The 14,009-nt window shown below is 40.8% G+C and carries 16 protein-coding genes and 1 pseudogene; 7 read left to right on the forward strand and 10 right to left on the reverse strand.

Translation table 11 applies throughout. The features are described from left to right. The first annotated feature begins 216 nt into the window (after positions 1-216). Both QMA00_RS17530 and QMA00_RS17535 read left to right on the forward strand, forming a co-directional pair. On the forward strand, positions 217-603 hold the full coding sequence (locus QMA00_RS17530) for a hypothetical protein (protein WP_076921937.1): 387 nt from the start codon (positions 217-219) through the stop codon (positions 601-603). 1 nt (position 604) lies between these two features. After that, positions 605-1,105 (forward strand): prolyl-tRNA synthetase associated domain-containing protein, encoded by a 501-nt coding sequence (locus QMA00_RS17535; RefSeq protein WP_076921857.1) that lies wholly within the window; start codon positions 605-607, stop codon positions 1,103-1,105. On the opposite strand, the gene QMA00_RS17540 is transcribed toward QMA00_RS17535, so the two are convergent. Continuing rightward, entirely contained in the window at positions 1,072-2,220 is a 1,149-nt protein-coding gene (locus tag QMA00_RS17540) for an MFS transporter (RefSeq protein ID WP_290158244.1), read from the reverse strand. The genes QMA00_RS17535 and QMA00_RS17540 overlap by 34 nt on opposite strands. 194 nt (positions 2,221-2,414) lie before the next feature. Here QMA00_RS17540 and QMA00_RS17545 point away from each other — a divergent pair, with 194 nt between their 5' ends. The 4 genes from QMA00_RS17545 to QMA00_RS17560 all read left to right on the forward strand — a co-directional run bounded on the left by QMA00_RS17545 (position 2,415) and on the right by QMA00_RS17560 (position 5,554). Beyond that, positions 2,415-2,954, forward strand: a complete 540-nt coding sequence (locus QMA00_RS17545; RefSeq protein WP_010391699.1) for a DUF2058 domain-containing protein — start codon at positions 2,415-2,417, stop codon at positions 2,952-2,954. 171 nt (positions 2,955-3,125) lie between these two features. Then, positions 3,126-3,449 (forward strand): c-type cytochrome, encoded by a 324-nt coding sequence (locus tag QMA00_RS17550; RefSeq protein WP_010391700.1) that lies wholly within the window; start codon positions 3,126-3,128, stop codon positions 3,447-3,449. A gap of 134 nt (positions 3,450-3,583) precedes the next feature. Then, positions 3,584-4,351 carry a class II aldolase/adducin family protein gene (locus QMA00_RS17555; protein ID WP_033103740.1) on the forward strand — a complete coding sequence of 256 codons (768 nt, stop codon included), beginning with the start codon at positions 3,584-3,586 and terminating at the stop codon, positions 4,349-4,351. Between the two features lie 27 nt (positions 4,352-4,378). Beyond that, positions 4,379-5,554, forward strand: a complete 1,176-nt coding sequence (locus tag QMA00_RS17560; protein WP_010391702.1) for a mandelate racemase/muconate lactonizing enzyme family protein — start codon at positions 4,379-4,381, stop codon at positions 5,552-5,554. Positions 5,555-5,605: 51 nt separating this feature from the next. On the opposite strand, the gene QMA00_RS17565 is transcribed toward QMA00_RS17560, so the two are convergent. From QMA00_RS17565 to QMA00_RS17605, 9 genes and pseudogenes are all read right to left on the reverse strand, one after another. Continuing rightward, positions 5,606-5,986 carry a hypothetical protein gene (locus QMA00_RS17565; protein ID WP_214552637.1) on the reverse strand — a complete coding sequence of 127 codons (381 nt, stop codon included), beginning with the start codon at positions 5,984-5,986 and terminating at the stop codon, positions 5,606-5,608. A 3-nt stretch (positions 5,987-5,989) separates the two neighbouring features. Continuing rightward, positions 5,990-7,552 (reverse strand): S41 family peptidase, encoded by a 1,563-nt coding sequence (locus QMA00_RS17570; RefSeq protein WP_290158247.1) that lies wholly within the window; start codon positions 7,550-7,552, stop codon positions 5,990-5,992. Positions 7,553-7,600: 48 nt separating this feature from the next. Beyond that, positions 7,601-8,440, reverse strand: a complete 840-nt coding sequence (locus tag QMA00_RS17575) for an amidohydrolase family protein (protein WP_290158249.1) — start codon at positions 8,438-8,440, stop codon at positions 7,601-7,603. After that, complete coding sequence (locus tag QMA00_RS17580; RefSeq protein ID WP_010391710.1) at positions 8,437-9,165, reverse strand: SDR family oxidoreductase; 729 nt, start codon at positions 9,163-9,165, stop codon at positions 8,437-8,439. Before QMA00_RS17580 ends, QMA00_RS17575 begins: the two co-directional genes overlap by 4 nt. Before the next feature lie 21 nt (positions 9,166-9,186). After that, positions 9,187-9,675 carry a peptidylprolyl isomerase gene (locus QMA00_RS17585; protein WP_076921861.1) on the reverse strand — a complete coding sequence of 163 codons (489 nt, stop codon included), beginning with the start codon at positions 9,673-9,675 and terminating at the stop codon, positions 9,187-9,189. Between the two features lie 66 nt (positions 9,676-9,741). Beyond that, positions 9,742-11,189 (reverse strand): annotated as a pseudogene (locus tag QMA00_RS17590) (transglycosylase SLT domain-containing protein). Between the two features lie 56 nt (positions 11,190-11,245). Next, positions 11,246-12,265 carry an MBL fold metallo-hydrolase gene (locus tag QMA00_RS17595; protein ID WP_076921862.1) on the reverse strand — a complete coding sequence of 340 codons (1,020 nt, stop codon included), beginning with the start codon at positions 12,263-12,265 and terminating at the stop codon, positions 11,246-11,248. Between the two features lie 56 nt (positions 12,266-12,321). Further along, positions 12,322-12,627, reverse strand: a complete 306-nt coding sequence (locus tag QMA00_RS17600; protein WP_010391716.1) for a cell division protein ZapA — start codon at positions 12,625-12,627, stop codon at positions 12,322-12,324. Further along, on the reverse strand, positions 12,627-12,857 hold the full coding sequence (locus QMA00_RS17605; protein ID WP_008113449.1) for a hypothetical protein: 231 nt from the start codon (positions 12,855-12,857) through the stop codon (positions 12,627-12,629). The genes QMA00_RS17600 and QMA00_RS17605 overlap by 1 nt, the downstream gene beginning before the upstream one ends. Before the next feature lie 238 nt (positions 12,858-13,095). Between QMA00_RS17605 and rlmJ the strand changes: the two genes are divergently transcribed. Continuing rightward, positions 13,096-13,935, forward strand: coding sequence for a 23S rRNA (adenine(2030)-N(6))-methyltransferase RlmJ (rlmJ, locus tag QMA00_RS17610; RefSeq protein ID WP_010391717.1), 840 nt, complete (start codon positions 13,096-13,098; stop codon positions 13,933-13,935). The last annotated feature ends 74 nt before the right edge of the window (positions 13,936-14,009 follow it).

Raw genomic sequence — 14,009 nt, forward strand, 5'->3', positions numbered from 1 at the left:
GCTGACCTCCTGCGTGCAAGGCAGGCGCTCTCCCAGCTGAGCTATAGCCCCACATTCCTAATTTACATGTGCTGTAAATGCTTAAGTGCTGAGTCTTAAGCGGGGTGAACTTTAAATATTTTTACGTTTTTGGTCAAGTATTTTTTCACAAATTTTTCCGTTTTAACTAATTTTTGTTAAACTCGGCCTCAATATTTACTAAAACGATAATACATGATGAAAAAATACGCTTTAGTTTTCATGACTTTTCTTTTTGGCTGTGCCAGCTCGGTAGGTGAGCCTCCATTCGAAATTAATAATAAACAATTTTATGACACCCTTGATGAGCAAGGTAATAAGCTTTTTGCCTATGTGGTCTCTGTAAAGGCTAAGAGTCGCGAGCAAATTAATATTAATAAAAAGCTAACCCGAAGCGATGTAAAGCGTTTTGCCGAACAAGAGCATTTTGAAGAGTCGAGCGTGCTTAAGTTACAATTAGAAGATCAAGCGGTAGAGTTTCTCAATAAAGAGCTTGCACAACGTAACTATTGTGCAGATAAGCATGAAATAAACGAAGTGCTATGGCGAGATTTAAGTGTGCAATTAAGAGGGCGTTGTTTGTAGTATGTTAGCAGGTAAACAAAAATTAGCGGCGGTGTTAGCTCAGCTTGATATTAACTATGATGTGATTGAGCATCCAGCGTTGCATGGTAGCTTAGATGCCGACGAGCTGATGGTGAATCGCCCAGGAACACGATTAAAAAATCTATTTTTGCGGGATAACGAAGGTAAGCGCCATTTTTTAGTGATCACCGCGCACGATAAACAACTCGATTTAAAATCACTTTCTAAACAACAAGGACTATCGCGTTTAGGGTTTGCCTCTAATGAGCGCTTGGCTAAGTACTTAAAGGTTGCGCCGGGTTGTGTATCGATGCTCAGCTTAATGAACGATAAGCAACGAGATGTAACGCTCTGGCTTGATCAGGATATTTGGTTTGGCGACTTATTTCATTGCCATCCATTTATAAATACCCAAACATGGCTATTAACTAAGCCTGATTTACTGCGTTTCTTTGATTTTACTGAGCATCAGCCGCGGGTAATGTTTTTGCCATCGCGCTGAGCCCACAAAATAAGCCCCAGCCCACATAAGCAAACCGCAAGAAGTGTTGCCATAAACGCGGTTTGCCCATGCGTTTGATAAACCACCCCAGGTAATAATGACCCTAGTGCGCCACCGCTATAATAAAATGACACGTAACAACCATTAGTAACACTCGGTGGAGCGTGACTAATTTTATTAACCAATGGTGCCGCTGTTGAATGAATTACAAACATAGCGCCACAAAAGAGTGTGAATGCAATTAAAAACAACATCAGTGAATGACTCATTAATAACACAATACTGAGGTTATAAAACAGGAATACCGCTGCCAACAAGCGCCAAGCTGAGGTCATTTTTTTTAATAACCACGGGGTAAAAATAGAAGCTAACGCGCCAATTAAATAACCGCTATAAACTAAGCCAATGTCGCGAGTGTTATTAATTAAAAAGGTCTTTTTTAAAATAAAAGGCAAGTAGTTTAATAGCGCTGCAAAGCAAAAAAACATACAAAATATGGCACCATAAAGCTTAAGTGCCGAGCCTTCTTTAAGTTGTTTCATATAATCTAAAGGTGATAACACCTCACTAGAGCGACTCAAAACAAAGCGTTTATGGGGAATGCTAAGCGCGAGTATTATCAACATGGCAGCAATTAAGTAATAAAAACTTTGCCATGACCACAAGTCGCTAAAGAGCGCAGCCAATACTCGGCCAAAATAACCACCGACAATAGTACTACCAATATATAGCGTCATATTTTTTTGTAATGTATCGGCTTGATAACTCATACCAATATAACTGGTCATAGCGGTTAAAGCGGCAGGTAAAGTTAGCCCTTGTAAAAACCGAACAAGTAACAGTAGCTCAAAACTAGGGGCATAAATAAATAATAAGCAGCCGACACCGAGGAATAACATTGCAGTGCGTAAAATTAATAATGGGTTTCGCTTGGCTAAAAACAACCCATACACCAAAGGGGCAATGGCTAAAGGCAGCATAGTGGCCGTCATTAAGCTGCCCGCAACAGCAGGAGCAACATTAAATTCAGTAGCAAATAAACTTAATAATGGCTGTGGTGCGTATAAAACAAAAAAAATGAAAACAGAACAAAAGAGTAAGTGAGGTAAGCGCATCGACTGCCGTTAACATTGCTTATTAGTTGAGCTGCATTATATACAAAACTGCTAGGGTTTTCATAAATTAACCTTTATTGCGCTAAATCATGCTTTGTTTTCAGTAGTTTGTTAGATTAATACCAATAGCGCTGTTATTTACGCTCGTTGGTGATTAAAATAGCATTAATATTCGTTTTTAGTGGGAACACGCCATGGGGTCACTACAAGAGCAATTGCTCCAAGCTGGTTTAACAACATCACATAAAGCTAAAGTTGCTAAATCAGAAAAGCGCAAGCAACAGAAAAAGCAAAAGAAGGGAGCGACGAGCAACCCGAACGATTTACAAAAGCATATTCAGCAAACTAAGTTGGAGCAGCAGCAAAAAGCTGAAGAGCTCAATAAAGCGCGCCAAGAAGAATTAAAGCAGCGCGAACAAGTAGCGCGTGTGAAGCAAATTTTAGAGCATCATAATCAAGAGTCAATTCGCGGTGAGCGTACCTTTAACTTCACTTATGAAAATAAAGTGAAAGGGCTTGATGTGAATGAGCAAACGCAAAAGGCGCTCTCGGGCGGACGTTTAGCTATTTGTGTTTTAGAAGGTCAGTTTTACGTATTAGAAGATGAGCCTGCGCGTAAAGTGGCTGAGGTGGATGAAAAGTATATTGTGTTTCATGTTGAGCCTGAAAATAAAGCCAAAGATGAAGACGATCCGTATGCTGATTTTGAAGTGCCAGACGATCTTATTTGGTAAGCCTATTAAGTATCTGCTCAGTTAAAGCAAGCTAGTATGTGTTTTATGAGGGATACACGTATTTGTTCTGATTGATCGTCAAACCTTACCAAGGACGTATGCTTTTTAAAGATTTATTGACTACAATAATCACAACCGTTTTTTTTAACCGTAAAAAGAAGAGTAAATACAATGAGCAAGATAAAAACACTTTTATTAGGCGCGGGTATTGGTTTAGCCGCAAGTTTTTCATTTTCAGCAGCCGCTGCAGATGGCGCTGCACTTTACACAGCTAAAAATTGTCAAACATGTCATGGTGCAGAAGGTAAAGCACCTATTATGGCGATGTACCCTAAACTAAATGGTCAAAACAAAGAATATTTAGTAGCGCAAATGAAAGACATCAAGTCAGGCGCTCGTAACAACGGTATGTCTATGGCGATGAAAGCGATGGTTGCGACTGTGACTGATGAAGAATTTGAAGCGATTGCCGATTACCTATCAAAAGTACAATAATCGTTAACGCTAATTAAAAAGAGCCACACCTATGTGTGGCTTTTTTATTTGGTGATTGCCATCATGCAAATACTCATTTAGACTTCTAAACATCTACAATCACTAGCGCTATGCTGTGTTTTAAAAGGCTTGTTATGTTTGATTTACCCCAGCTCAATTTAAAAAATAAAGTATCAGAACAAGAGTGGCAACTACGTGTTGATTTAGCCGCATGTTATCGATTAGTTGACCATTTTCGTTGGGGGGATTTAATTTATACGCACCTTTCTGCTCGCCTACCGGGCACTGATCATTATTTAGTGAATGCCTTTGGCTTAACGTTTGATGAGATCACTGCATCTAACTTAGTCAAAGTAGATTTAAATGGCCGCATTATTGACGATACACCCTTTAATATTAACCCTGCAGGGTTCACTATTCACAGTGCCATTCACGAAGTACGTGAGGATGCACATTGCGTTATACACCTGCACACCAAAGAAACGATTGCGGTTGCAACACAAAAAGAAGGGCTGTTACCGCTAAGTCAGTATTCGATGTTTTCATTGCCGTCTCTGTCTTACCATGGCTATGAAGGTTTAGCGGTGAATGACGATGAGCGTAAACGCCTGCAAACAGATTTAGGCACCACCAATCATATGCTATTGGTCAACCACGGCGGTTTAACAGTAGGCCCGACGGTAGGCGATGCGTTTATGCGCTTTTATGACCTTCAGCGTGCCTGTGAAATACAGTTAGCCATTCAATCAAGTGCGCAAGAAGCGACTGCTGTGCCTCAAGCTATTATTGATAACATTTATAACCAAGCGAACGTCGTTCACAGTGGCAGTACAGGGGGCCAGCTAGCATGGCCTGCCATGTTACGAAAAGCGTATCGTCTTGATCCTAGTTTTGCAAAATAACCCACTGAAGGTTAATAAGGAATTTTTATGAAAGTAAATCGCGTTGAAGTCTTTGATATTCATTGCCCTGATCGGCCTGCATGGACGCCGGTATTTGTTCGAATTCATACCGATGAAGGTATTAGCGGTGTGGGTGAAGCAGGTCTTGCGTACGATTTAGGCCACAGTGCCGCTGCTGCGATGATCAAAGAAATGGCCGATGCCTTTTTAATTGGCCATGACCCGTTTCAAACTGAAAAACTATGGTCGCGCATGTTACGTGAAAGTTTTTGGGGTTTAGGTGGTGGGCCGGTGGTTTACGCAGCAATGAGTGCGATTGATACGGCGCTTTGGGATATAAAAGGTAAAGCATTGGGTTTACCGGTTTATCAGTTGCTTGGCGGTAAAGTTAACGACAAGTTGCGTACTTATGCATCACAGCTGCAGTTTGACTGGGACAGTGAATTTAAAGCGCTGGTACAGCCACAAGAATATGCAGAGGCGGCACTAAAAGCGGTGGCGGAAGGTTACGATGCGGTAAAGGTCGATCCAATTCAATACGATAAAGACGGCAACACCTATTACGACCGCACAAATATTATTTCTCGTCCAGAAATGAAACTATACCGCGCTCGTATGCAGGCTATTCGTGAAGCTGTGGGTGACGAAGTAGATATTATTTTTGAATGTCATAGCTTACCAGGGGCGACATCGGCAATTCAAATTGGTGAAATTGCAGAAGAATTTGACTGTATGTATTTTGAAGAGCCGGTGAATTACCTAAACCATTCATTACATGCAAAAGTGGCTGATAAAGTGGCTGTGCCTATTGCAGGCGGCGAGCGCTTGTATAACCGCTGGGGTGTACGTCCTTATTTAGAAGATCAAAGTATTGATGTACTACAGCCAGATATCGGCTTATGTGGTGGCTTTACCGAAACTAAAAAAGTATGTGATTACGCTGATATTTTTGATGTGCGTATTCAGGCACACGTATGTGGTGGGCCGGTTGCAACGGCGGCATCATTGCACTTAGAAACAGCGATCCCTAACTTTTTAATTCACGAGCATCATACTTACGCAATTAAAAAGTGGAATAGAGAGCTATGCTTACAAGATCCACAACCTAAAAATGGCTTTTTTGAAGTATCTGAAGAACCAGGTCTTGGTATTGAGCTTAACGATGAAATTGTAATGCGCTCACAACGTGTAGAAATAAAATAGTTTACTCTGTTGAGGAATCGCCGGTAAGTGAGTTGTCACTTATCGGCTTTTTTATCGCTGTGGGTTTATTTTACAAAGTACTTGTTTTAGTTCAATGGTTGCCTTGCTATCAAGGTGGCGAACAAAACAGCGCTCTCCCTTAGTCACGAGCTCAAATTGATCTGGCATATTAAGTTGCTTGCCCATAATAGGGTTGCCCTGAGGATCTTTATGATTAAGTTGCTCAAGGGTAACTGTACTTGAGGTGACAAAAACATCGTCTGCTAATTGAACCTGCGAGCTATGCAGCAGCTGCGCAATTGCGTCGGCTATTTTAGCGCTATTAGGCTCAATTAGTAACGCATGTTGCAATTTAGGTGTGGGCTCTGAGCTTTGTGCTAAGCACCCACTTAAAAATAGCGAAATTGCAGTTATTGCTAATAAAATCTTCATTGCTTATCTCATGTTATCGCTAAGAATAATATTCTGTTTTAGTACAGTCTGAATTCGCGCGTCTTTTACTTCAGGCATATCGGTGGCGATAGTGGGCGCAAAACCGAGAACACTATTTATTGAGCTTGGGGCTGGGCAACTGCCGGTTGATCTATAACTAAGTGCGGTATTAAGTAAGCCTTCACTTGCATCACCTAAGCGTTTGCTAAAGTCATCGGCAACAGCACAGCCTGCAATAAGTACGGGCTGGCGCGCATTATCAATGGTATTTTGCGGTGCAAAGCCATCTGAATATTCACCAAAACCTTTATTATTTTCGCCAGTAAATTGAATGGTAAAATAAGTAGTGTCGCAGTTATCGGTTGGGTAAAAGCCATACGGTTTACCACAGGTGCCAGCCCCTATCTGAATGATTTCAACATCGGCTCCGCGCAGCCCGTTAATTATAGCCTCACTGGCTGAGCAGGTGCTGCTGGTGGTGAGTACAAATACCCGATCTAAATTTAACGTTGGTAATGGGGTGCCTGCAGCTATTGCAGGGTTATTTTCAAACCCGACAAAACGATTTGTAAAGGGCATGGGGGTCAGTGTTTGCCCTGTGATAGGGTTGGTATTGGGATATTTATCGTTAAAAATAGTGCGTTCAAATATTTTGCCTTGGGTATTGCTACCTGCCACCATGTAGCCTACTTGGCTGGCCATTTGTAACAAACCACCGCCGTTATAGCGCACATCAATGACTAAATCTTTAATGCTGCTGGCAGCGAGTTGGTTAAAGGCGTTGTAAAGCTGCGTTTCGGCTATCGCGTTGTGGCTATTAAATTGAAAGTAACCCACATCGCCGTTTGCTAAATCAGTACGTACGTTCATTACTGGTTGCGACTCGATATTTTGAGATGTGAGCGTAACAATGCGATTTTCATTAGTGCTGATATCCCTAAATACAAATTCGGTAACTTTACCTATTTGTTCTGGGAATAAACCTGCGTTAATAATAGCTACCTCGCTTGATGAGGTCGTGTTAATAAAATCAACACCATCAACTTCTAAAAGCTCAAAGCCCCTAATAATATTTTGATTACTAGCAGGGGTATTTGGCTCGGTATAGCTAACAATTGCTTGGCGCGGCGCACTACCAGCGATTATTTTTATATTAAAGCCATAACCAAAGCTTAGGCCTGATTGATTTTGTCTTTGCCACTCATCGGTTGGCAAACTAAAGTGAAAGTTATCTTTTTTCGCACCCGACTCAGTCAATTGCTCCGTTTTTAAAGTATTAAAGTAATCAATGACGCCTGACGTTAATGCCGGATTAGTATCAATAATTTCGTCGTACCATAAGTAGGTTTCGTTACTCCAAGAGCGTAGCCAGTTTTTTTCATTAATTGCTTGGCATTGACCTTTAAATTGCCCTGAGTTAGCAAAAACACCAGAAGTCCAGCCACCGTTATTAGTTGTTGGGTTGGTCGCATTGTCGCTGCCCCCACCGCCACAACCTGTTAATAAAGCGGCTAGCGATAAAGAGAGTAATGTGTATTTAAAAGAAGATGAGTTAAGAATGGCCATACGCATGCTCGTTTTTTAAACTGTTGAGCTAAATATAGCGGTTTTTATTTAGAGTTGATAGAGGCGCGCAGCATTTTTGTAACTCAAATGTTGCCATGTAAGATCATCGCTACATAGGCTTCGATAATGTTGCCATAACTCATTGTAGTTAATGTTAATTTGGCACACGGGGAAGTTGCTGGCAAACATCACTCTTTGCATACCAAAATGCTTTAAAATATGTGTAAAACATTGGGTTTGCTGCTCGCTATTAAGCATGAGTAATTCAAAGCCTGAAAACTTCATCGCGACATTAGGCTGTTGTGCGAGTAATTCAATGGCGCGTTGCCAGTTAGCAAGGTTGTGTGCAAGCCCTGCGTGATTAATGATGATTTGTAAGTCACTAACTTGGTTGGCATAAGAAATAAGTTGCTCGGTGATGTTGAGGTTTTCTATTTCAAATTGCGCTTCAAAATGCAGTTTTAAGTGACTCAAGTGGCGCAGGTTATCGAGACAATGAGGGTTCAATAAGCGCGTGGCATCATGACCTTCAGTGATATCTCTAATGCCGACAAGGGATGAATGTTTTAGATATTTAAGTGCTAGTTTAAATGCGTTATTTGGCTGGTTAATTGTTGCAAAGCTAATCGCTTTGTAAGGTAGCCTTTTTATATGCTTTGCTAACCAGTTTAATTCATTAATAGGTTGCTCATTATCAAAGCCAGCTTCTATATGCACTAAACCAACGAGTTCAAAGTTAGTACTTTTGATCAGTTCAGCAACGCTGATGGGCTGCTTTATTTTATCTAAGTTAGACCAAGCTGGTGGGTTCGCACCTTGTAGCCAAGTGTATTGACCCTCCAGCAAATTAAAAAAGTGCAGATGCGGGTCAATAATTTTAGTGCTCATTGTGCTGTGTAGCCGCCATCAATACGTTGTAAGCTACCAGTAATAAAGCTGGCATCTGCACTTACTAAAAAGCTTACCAGTGCAGCAACTTCATCGGCTTGACCTAAACGGTTGAGCGGTTGTAAGGCGGCTTCTTCTGCAACAATATCGGCTTTGTTAGCACCACTTCTTTTACAATATGCATCAATTGCATTATGAAATAACGGCGTTTCTATGGTGCCAGGGCACACTGCATTAGCGCGAATATTAAAGCTTGCGTAATCCAAGGCGGTGGTTTTAGCCATTGAAGCCAATGCGTGCTTAGTTAAGTTATAAGCAAATGAGTTTTGTTTGCCTATAATGGCCTGATCTGAGGCAATTAACACAATAGCGCCATCTTGCTGTGCTTTCATAGTTGGTAATACGCTTTGTATAGCCGCGTACGCACCTTTAACATTCAGTGCCATTAACGCATCGAATGTCGCTTCATCGGTGTGCTCAATTGTGGCACTTAGGTGCTTACCAGCGTTTGAAACAAGTACATCAATACGTTGTGTTTTTTCAATAATAGCCTGTATACACTGGCGTACGGCGGTTACATCACTAACATCACATTGATGAAAAACACCACTCTCACTTGGCTCAATATCTAAGTTATGAACCTGATAGCCGTTAGTTAATAATCGCTGTACCACAGCAAAGCCAATGCCTTTAGAGCCACCGGTTACTATTGCAACTTTTGACATACTTGTTCCTCTAATTAGCAATTAATGTGCGTGGCCGCAACCACCTTCAGCATGAACGTGGCCATGAGAGATTTCTTCGCTTGTTGCTTCACGAACTGATACAACCTCAACATCAAAGGTCAGCGTTTTACCAGCAAATGGGTGGTTTAAATCACAATCAGCATTAAAGCGGCCTACTTTTACGATAGTCACTTGATGGCGACCCTGATTTGATTGCACCATTGCAGTCATACCTGGCTTCCACACTTTTACATCGCCTTGTAAATGCTTAAGCGGAATGCGCTGAATTAAATCATCAACACGCTCGCCGTATGATTCACTTGGAGATAACGTTACGCTAAATTTATCACCAGTAGTTTTACCTTCAAGTGCGGTTTCTAAACCGGGTAGCATGCCTTCGCTGCCGTGAATGTAACTTAATGGCGCGTCGTTAAGGCTACTTTCTATTTGTTCACCGGCTTCGCTAAGGGTGTAATGAAATTCAACGGCCGAATTTTTACTGATTTGCATGCATGTCTCTTTAAGATTTAAATAAATTAAAAAGCAATTTTACGCGAAATACTGCGCTTTAGAAACTTAACGGGGATGATTTAATGTATTTTGTAAGTCGAGCAACAGATCTTTTTTAGCCGGTGTGGTTTTAGGTGTCGCAGCTTGGGGTATAAATAAAACTAACTGAGTCCCAGGCTTTAATACGCTAGATGCTGATAACTTATTCCAACGTGCTAAATCGCTATGAGCAACGCCATACAACTGACTTATATTCCACAGGTTATCACCGGGCTTAACGTGGTAATCTACCTCGATGGTTGGAATGACGGGCTCTTTTTGTTCCAAGTAAGGGCTTATTTTATAGTTAATAGTGAGCGATTCAGGTAACGTTTGAGGTTCTCCTAAAATAAGCTTTTCGCCAACACCAATAAAGTTATTTTGCTTATTATTGAGCTGTTTTAGTGCCTTTAAAGGCAAGCCAAAATGCCTAGCAATACCGTATAGTGTGTCATTTTTTTGACTATGTATTCGCCTGCAAAATTGGCTTTAAAAAAACGGTTTTTTAGTAAAGCTTGTTGCTCAATAGGAAGCAACAAAGTATGCGGGCCATGGGGGGAACTTTGGTTTTTTAAATAACCCCGATTAAGAGCATGTAGCTGTTTTACACCCATACCAGAGAGCTTGGCCATAATTGAAAAATCGAACTGTTTTGCCACATTTAACGAGGTGGTCAGTGCTTTATAAGGAAGCTTTGGGCGTTTAAATTTTGCCTTAGGGTGTTTTACTAAATAGCTTAATGCTAATAGTTTTGGTACATAGTCAGCGGTTTCTTTTGGTAGGGTTAGTGCCCAAAAGTCAGTTGACTTCCCTCGTTTTTGATTGCGTTTTATAGCACGTTTAACTCTGCCTTCACCGGTGTTATAGGCTGCAAGTGCATGCAACCAATTACCATCAAAACGTTTATGTAAATAGCTTAAGTAATCTAGTGCTGCATCGGTTGAGGCCAGTACATCTTGGCGTCCGTCGTACCATTGATCTGATTTAACCCCAAAATGATGTGCAGTTGCTGCAACCAGTTGCCACACACCCACAGCGTGCTCACTTGAGCGGGCGGTAGGCCTAAAGCCACTTTCTACAAATGGCAGTAATGCCAGTTCCATGGGGAGTTGCTTTTGCTCTACTTTTTTTACTATATGGTATAAAAAAGGCTCTGCACGGCGAGACACTATATTTAAATAATTCGGTTGTTTTAAATACCAGTTAATGCGTTTCTTTAACGCCTGATTTTGCTCAACCGGTAAATGTAAGTTATCAGCAATATGTGCCCATAAGTCAGTTGGTTGAGTTACTTTTAGGGCTTTAGGTATTGTTTTTATATTAATTATTTTTTTGGTGTTTGTAGAGGTCGGCGTGTTTGATTGTGCGGTTTTTTGCTCTACAGGTGCAGGGTCTACAGGCGCAATGATCTCTGGCTGTGTGGTTTTACAGCTACATAGCAATACAATGGCAAAGCATAAGATCAGGTGGCGCATTTTGTTCCTTTTTAAAAAATATATTTCCATATTTTAACACAATCCATTGTGTTCAGTTATTGACTGTTTTTAGCGCGAAGTAATCCCGATTGCAAAAATAAGTTACTTGATTTTATATCAAGTGGTTCTTGTTGGTAAGGTTTTAGTACTTCACTTGGGAATTTTTTTTGTAATTGCTCAATACTGGCTTCAGGGTTGTTTTTAACCTGCTCCGTAATTGCTTCTAAAAACGTGAGTGACTGTTTTAATTTAACTTTATCGACTAAATTGCCATGGCCAGGAACAAAAAGTGACAGCGAATTATTATTTATATATTTTTTTAATAAACTTTGCCATTGTTTAAGCTCGCCATGCCCTGGGTAGGGTAGCCAGTCAATGATATCACCACCTATTAAGGTTTTACCCTTGTCGGCAAGTAATGTTAAATCGCCATTAGTATGTGCCTGATGCGGGTTTATAGTGAGTGTATAGCCACCTAAATCTAACGTTTTAGATTCACTAATACTCATTTTTGGTGGTGTTAATTGATAGTCTTGCCAGCGAAATAAGCGCTTTTTAGCGCGGGTAAGCTTTTCTCGCCATTGAACTTGCTCAGCATCGGGTAAGGTGGCTAATCGTTGATAGCTCAGCTCAATGCTTTTCTCGAATCCCTCTAGCTTGTCTGTTAAGGCTTGCTGGTAAAGCGAAAAGTCGTTAGCGACTTGTTGGTGAGTAATAAGTTTTGCGTCTGGGAAGTAATGCTGCATAACCGCCATCCCCAGTAAGTGATCGTCATGAAAGTGGGTTGCAACTAAGTAACATAAAGGCGTCTTTAGACGTTGTTTTAGCTCAGTTACCAGTTGTTCTACTGCCGCAAAGTTACCACTGGCATCAACGAGTAAGGCACATTCACTGCCTTCAATTAATACTTGGTTAGAATCGTAAAAACGAAGTCTTTCAGGTTGCTTAAGAAATTGAATATTAGCTGACAACGGTTGCCACTTAATTGCTGCCTCGCTTTTTGTTTGCATAAACAAGCAAATTAAAGGCAGTAAGCACTTACCTATTTTTTGAGCTTTACTTAAAAATGGTTGCATCTTTATCTCTAGCTGTATTTTTGACGGTAAAAACAATAAAAGCGCAAAGTGCGCTTTTATTTAGTGTGCTCAGAGTTCGAGCTTAAGTACTGACTCAATTTATCAATGAGTTGATCTTGATGCTCAAGCTCAACTGATTTTTGAGTTTTCGCTTCAAGCAATTCGTGGCTTAAATTCAAAGCAGCCATAAGTAATGCTTTTTGATCGTTTCTGACAGTTGAACGTTGTTTCATTTGTTCAACTAAATCATTCAGATTTTTGGCGGCCGCTTTTAGTGCCTCTTCTTGCCCAGCCGGACAAGCAAATTGCTGCTCTTTACCAAGCAATTCAACAGTGACTCGCTGGTTTTGCAGCTCAGACATTAGCTTGCCTGTTGTGCGCTTTGTAATTTATCTAATAATGACGACAAGGTGGTGCTTGCATCTTTTTGTTTTTCTTCATTTTCAAGGGCTTCTAACTGTAATAACTCATTTTCATCAAGCAGTTTACTGTTTTGCTCTTTAAGCTCTGTAATATCAGTTTGCAACTGATTATTACGGGTAATTAGTTGGTCGATCAGTTGTTCGAGTTGTTGAAGAGTATTGTTGTTCATAAATGCGCTCATATAACTGTAATTAATGTCATGCAAATGTAAAGCAAAGTGTGTTTATTTGCCAGCATTTACGCTGGTTTTAGGTGATTTTTATTCTATGTTAAGGGATAATTCATGCTATTGGCTTTTTCATTCAGAAATGGTTCACGTAAACACCCGCTTTTGCTGTGACGATTGCCAAAGCAGTGTGCTTTATGGTTCACTAATTTTATTAAACAGCGTATGGCGAAAATAAATAATGCTTAGTTACAGACACTCCTTTCATGCGGGTAACCCTGCCGATGTACTTAAACATTTAGTGTTAGCGCAAGTGCTGGGTTATCAAACAATAAAAGATAAGCCGCTTGACTATATCGATACGCATTCGGGTGCTGGTTTTTTTGAGCTGGCAGCACCAGACGCGCAAAAAACCCAAGAGTACCAAGATGGCATAGAAAAACTTTGGCAACATACCAGTCAGCACGGTGCCTTAAACGACTACATTGAATTAATAAAATCGTTTAATGAAAGTTCGTCTCTGGCTTTTTACCCAGGTTCACCAAAAATCGCCGAACACTTTTTACGCCGCCAAGATAAGGGCTGGTTTTTTGAGTTGCATCCGCGAGATTTGGTATTACTTGAAGAAAACATGCAAGGTAAGCGCTCTATTCGAGTGCGCGGCGAAAATGGGTTTGCGGGCTTAATTGGTTTATTACCGCCAGCCTCGCGCAGAGCCTGTGTGTTAATAGACCCACCTTATGAAATAAAAGACGATTACAATACGGTAGTACAAACCATTGTCAAAGCCCACCAACGCTTTGCGACGGGTACATATATGATCTGGTATCCGGTTGTGGACAGAGAACGTATTGATAATATGGAGCAGGGTTTAATTGACGCGGGAATTAAAAATATTCAATTATTTGAATTAGGTACCGAAGCAGATACAGAAGTACATGGTATGACCGCCTCTGGAATGATAGTGATAAATCCACCATGGAAGCTGAAACAAACTATGGATGACGTGTTACCTGAACTAGTAAACTTGTTGAGTAAGCCTAGTGGTTTTTACCGTAGCGAGCAGTTAGTCGCCGAATAAAAATAAATAAGCCTAGGGCCTGTTGACCTTTGCGGATTAAAATTTGTTCAAACTAGGGGCGGTTTAATCGCGGC

It is taken from the genome of Pseudoalteromonas sp. APC 3694 (assembly GCF_030407565.1).
In the GTDB taxonomy this organism is placed as follows: Bacteria; Pseudomonadota; Gammaproteobacteria; order Enterobacterales; family Alteromonadaceae; genus Pseudoalteromonas; species Pseudoalteromonas tetraodonis.

Excerpts from the sequence above, each read along its gene's own strand:
- QMA00_RS17530 (WP_076921937.1), top strand. The coding sequence starts at position 217 with ATGAAAAAATACGCTTTAGTTTTCATGACTTTTCTTTTTGGCTGTGCC.
- QMA00_RS17535 (WP_076921857.1), top strand. The coding sequence starts at position 605 with ATGTTAGCAGGTAAACAAAAATTAGCGGCGGTGTTAGCTCAGCTTGAT.
- QMA00_RS17540 (WP_290158244.1), bottom strand. The coding sequence starts at position 2,220 with ATGCGCTTACCTCACTTACTCTTTTGTTCTGTTTTCATTTTTTTTGTT.
- QMA00_RS17545 (WP_010391699.1), top strand. The coding sequence starts at position 2,415 with ATGGGGTCACTACAAGAGCAATTGCTCCAAGCTGGTTTAACAACATCA.
- QMA00_RS17550 (WP_010391700.1), top strand. The coding sequence starts at position 3,126 with ATGAGCAAGATAAAAACACTTTTATTAGGCGCGGGTATTGGTTTAGCC.
- QMA00_RS17555 (WP_033103740.1), top strand. The coding sequence starts at position 3,584 with ATGTTTGATTTACCCCAGCTCAATTTAAAAAATAAAGTATCAGAACAA.
- QMA00_RS17560 (WP_010391702.1), top strand. The coding sequence starts at position 4,379 with ATGAAAGTAAATCGCGTTGAAGTCTTTGATATTCATTGCCCTGATCGG.
- QMA00_RS17565 (WP_214552637.1), bottom strand. The coding sequence starts at position 5,986 with ATGAAGATTTTATTAGCAATAACTGCAATTTCGCTATTTTTAAGTGGG.
- QMA00_RS17570 (WP_290158247.1), bottom strand. The coding sequence starts at position 7,552 with ATGGCCATTCTTAACTCATCTTCTTTTAAATACACATTACTCTCTTTA.
- QMA00_RS17575 (WP_290158249.1), bottom strand. The coding sequence starts at position 8,440 with ATGAGCACTAAAATTATTGACCCGCATCTGCACTTTTTTAATTTGCTG.
- QMA00_RS17580 (WP_010391710.1), bottom strand. The coding sequence starts at position 9,165 with ATGTCAAAAGTTGCAATAGTAACCGGTGGCTCTAAAGGCATTGGCTTT.
- QMA00_RS17585 (WP_076921861.1), bottom strand. The coding sequence starts at position 9,675 with ATGCAAATCAGTAAAAATTCGGCCGTTGAATTTCATTACACCCTTAGC.
- QMA00_RS17595 (WP_076921862.1), bottom strand. The coding sequence starts at position 12,265 with ATGCAACCATTTTTAAGTAAAGCTCAAAAAATAGGTAAGTGCTTACTG.
- QMA00_RS17600 (WP_010391716.1), bottom strand. The coding sequence starts at position 12,627 with ATGTCTGAGCTGCAAAACCAGCGAGTCACTGTTGAATTGCTTGGTAAA.
- QMA00_RS17605 (WP_008113449.1), bottom strand. The coding sequence starts at position 12,857 with ATGAACAACAATACTCTTCAACAACTCGAACAACTGATCGACCAACTA.
- rlmJ (WP_010391717.1), top strand. The coding sequence starts at position 13,096 with ATGCTTAGTTACAGACACTCCTTTCATGCGGGTAACCCTGCCGATGTA.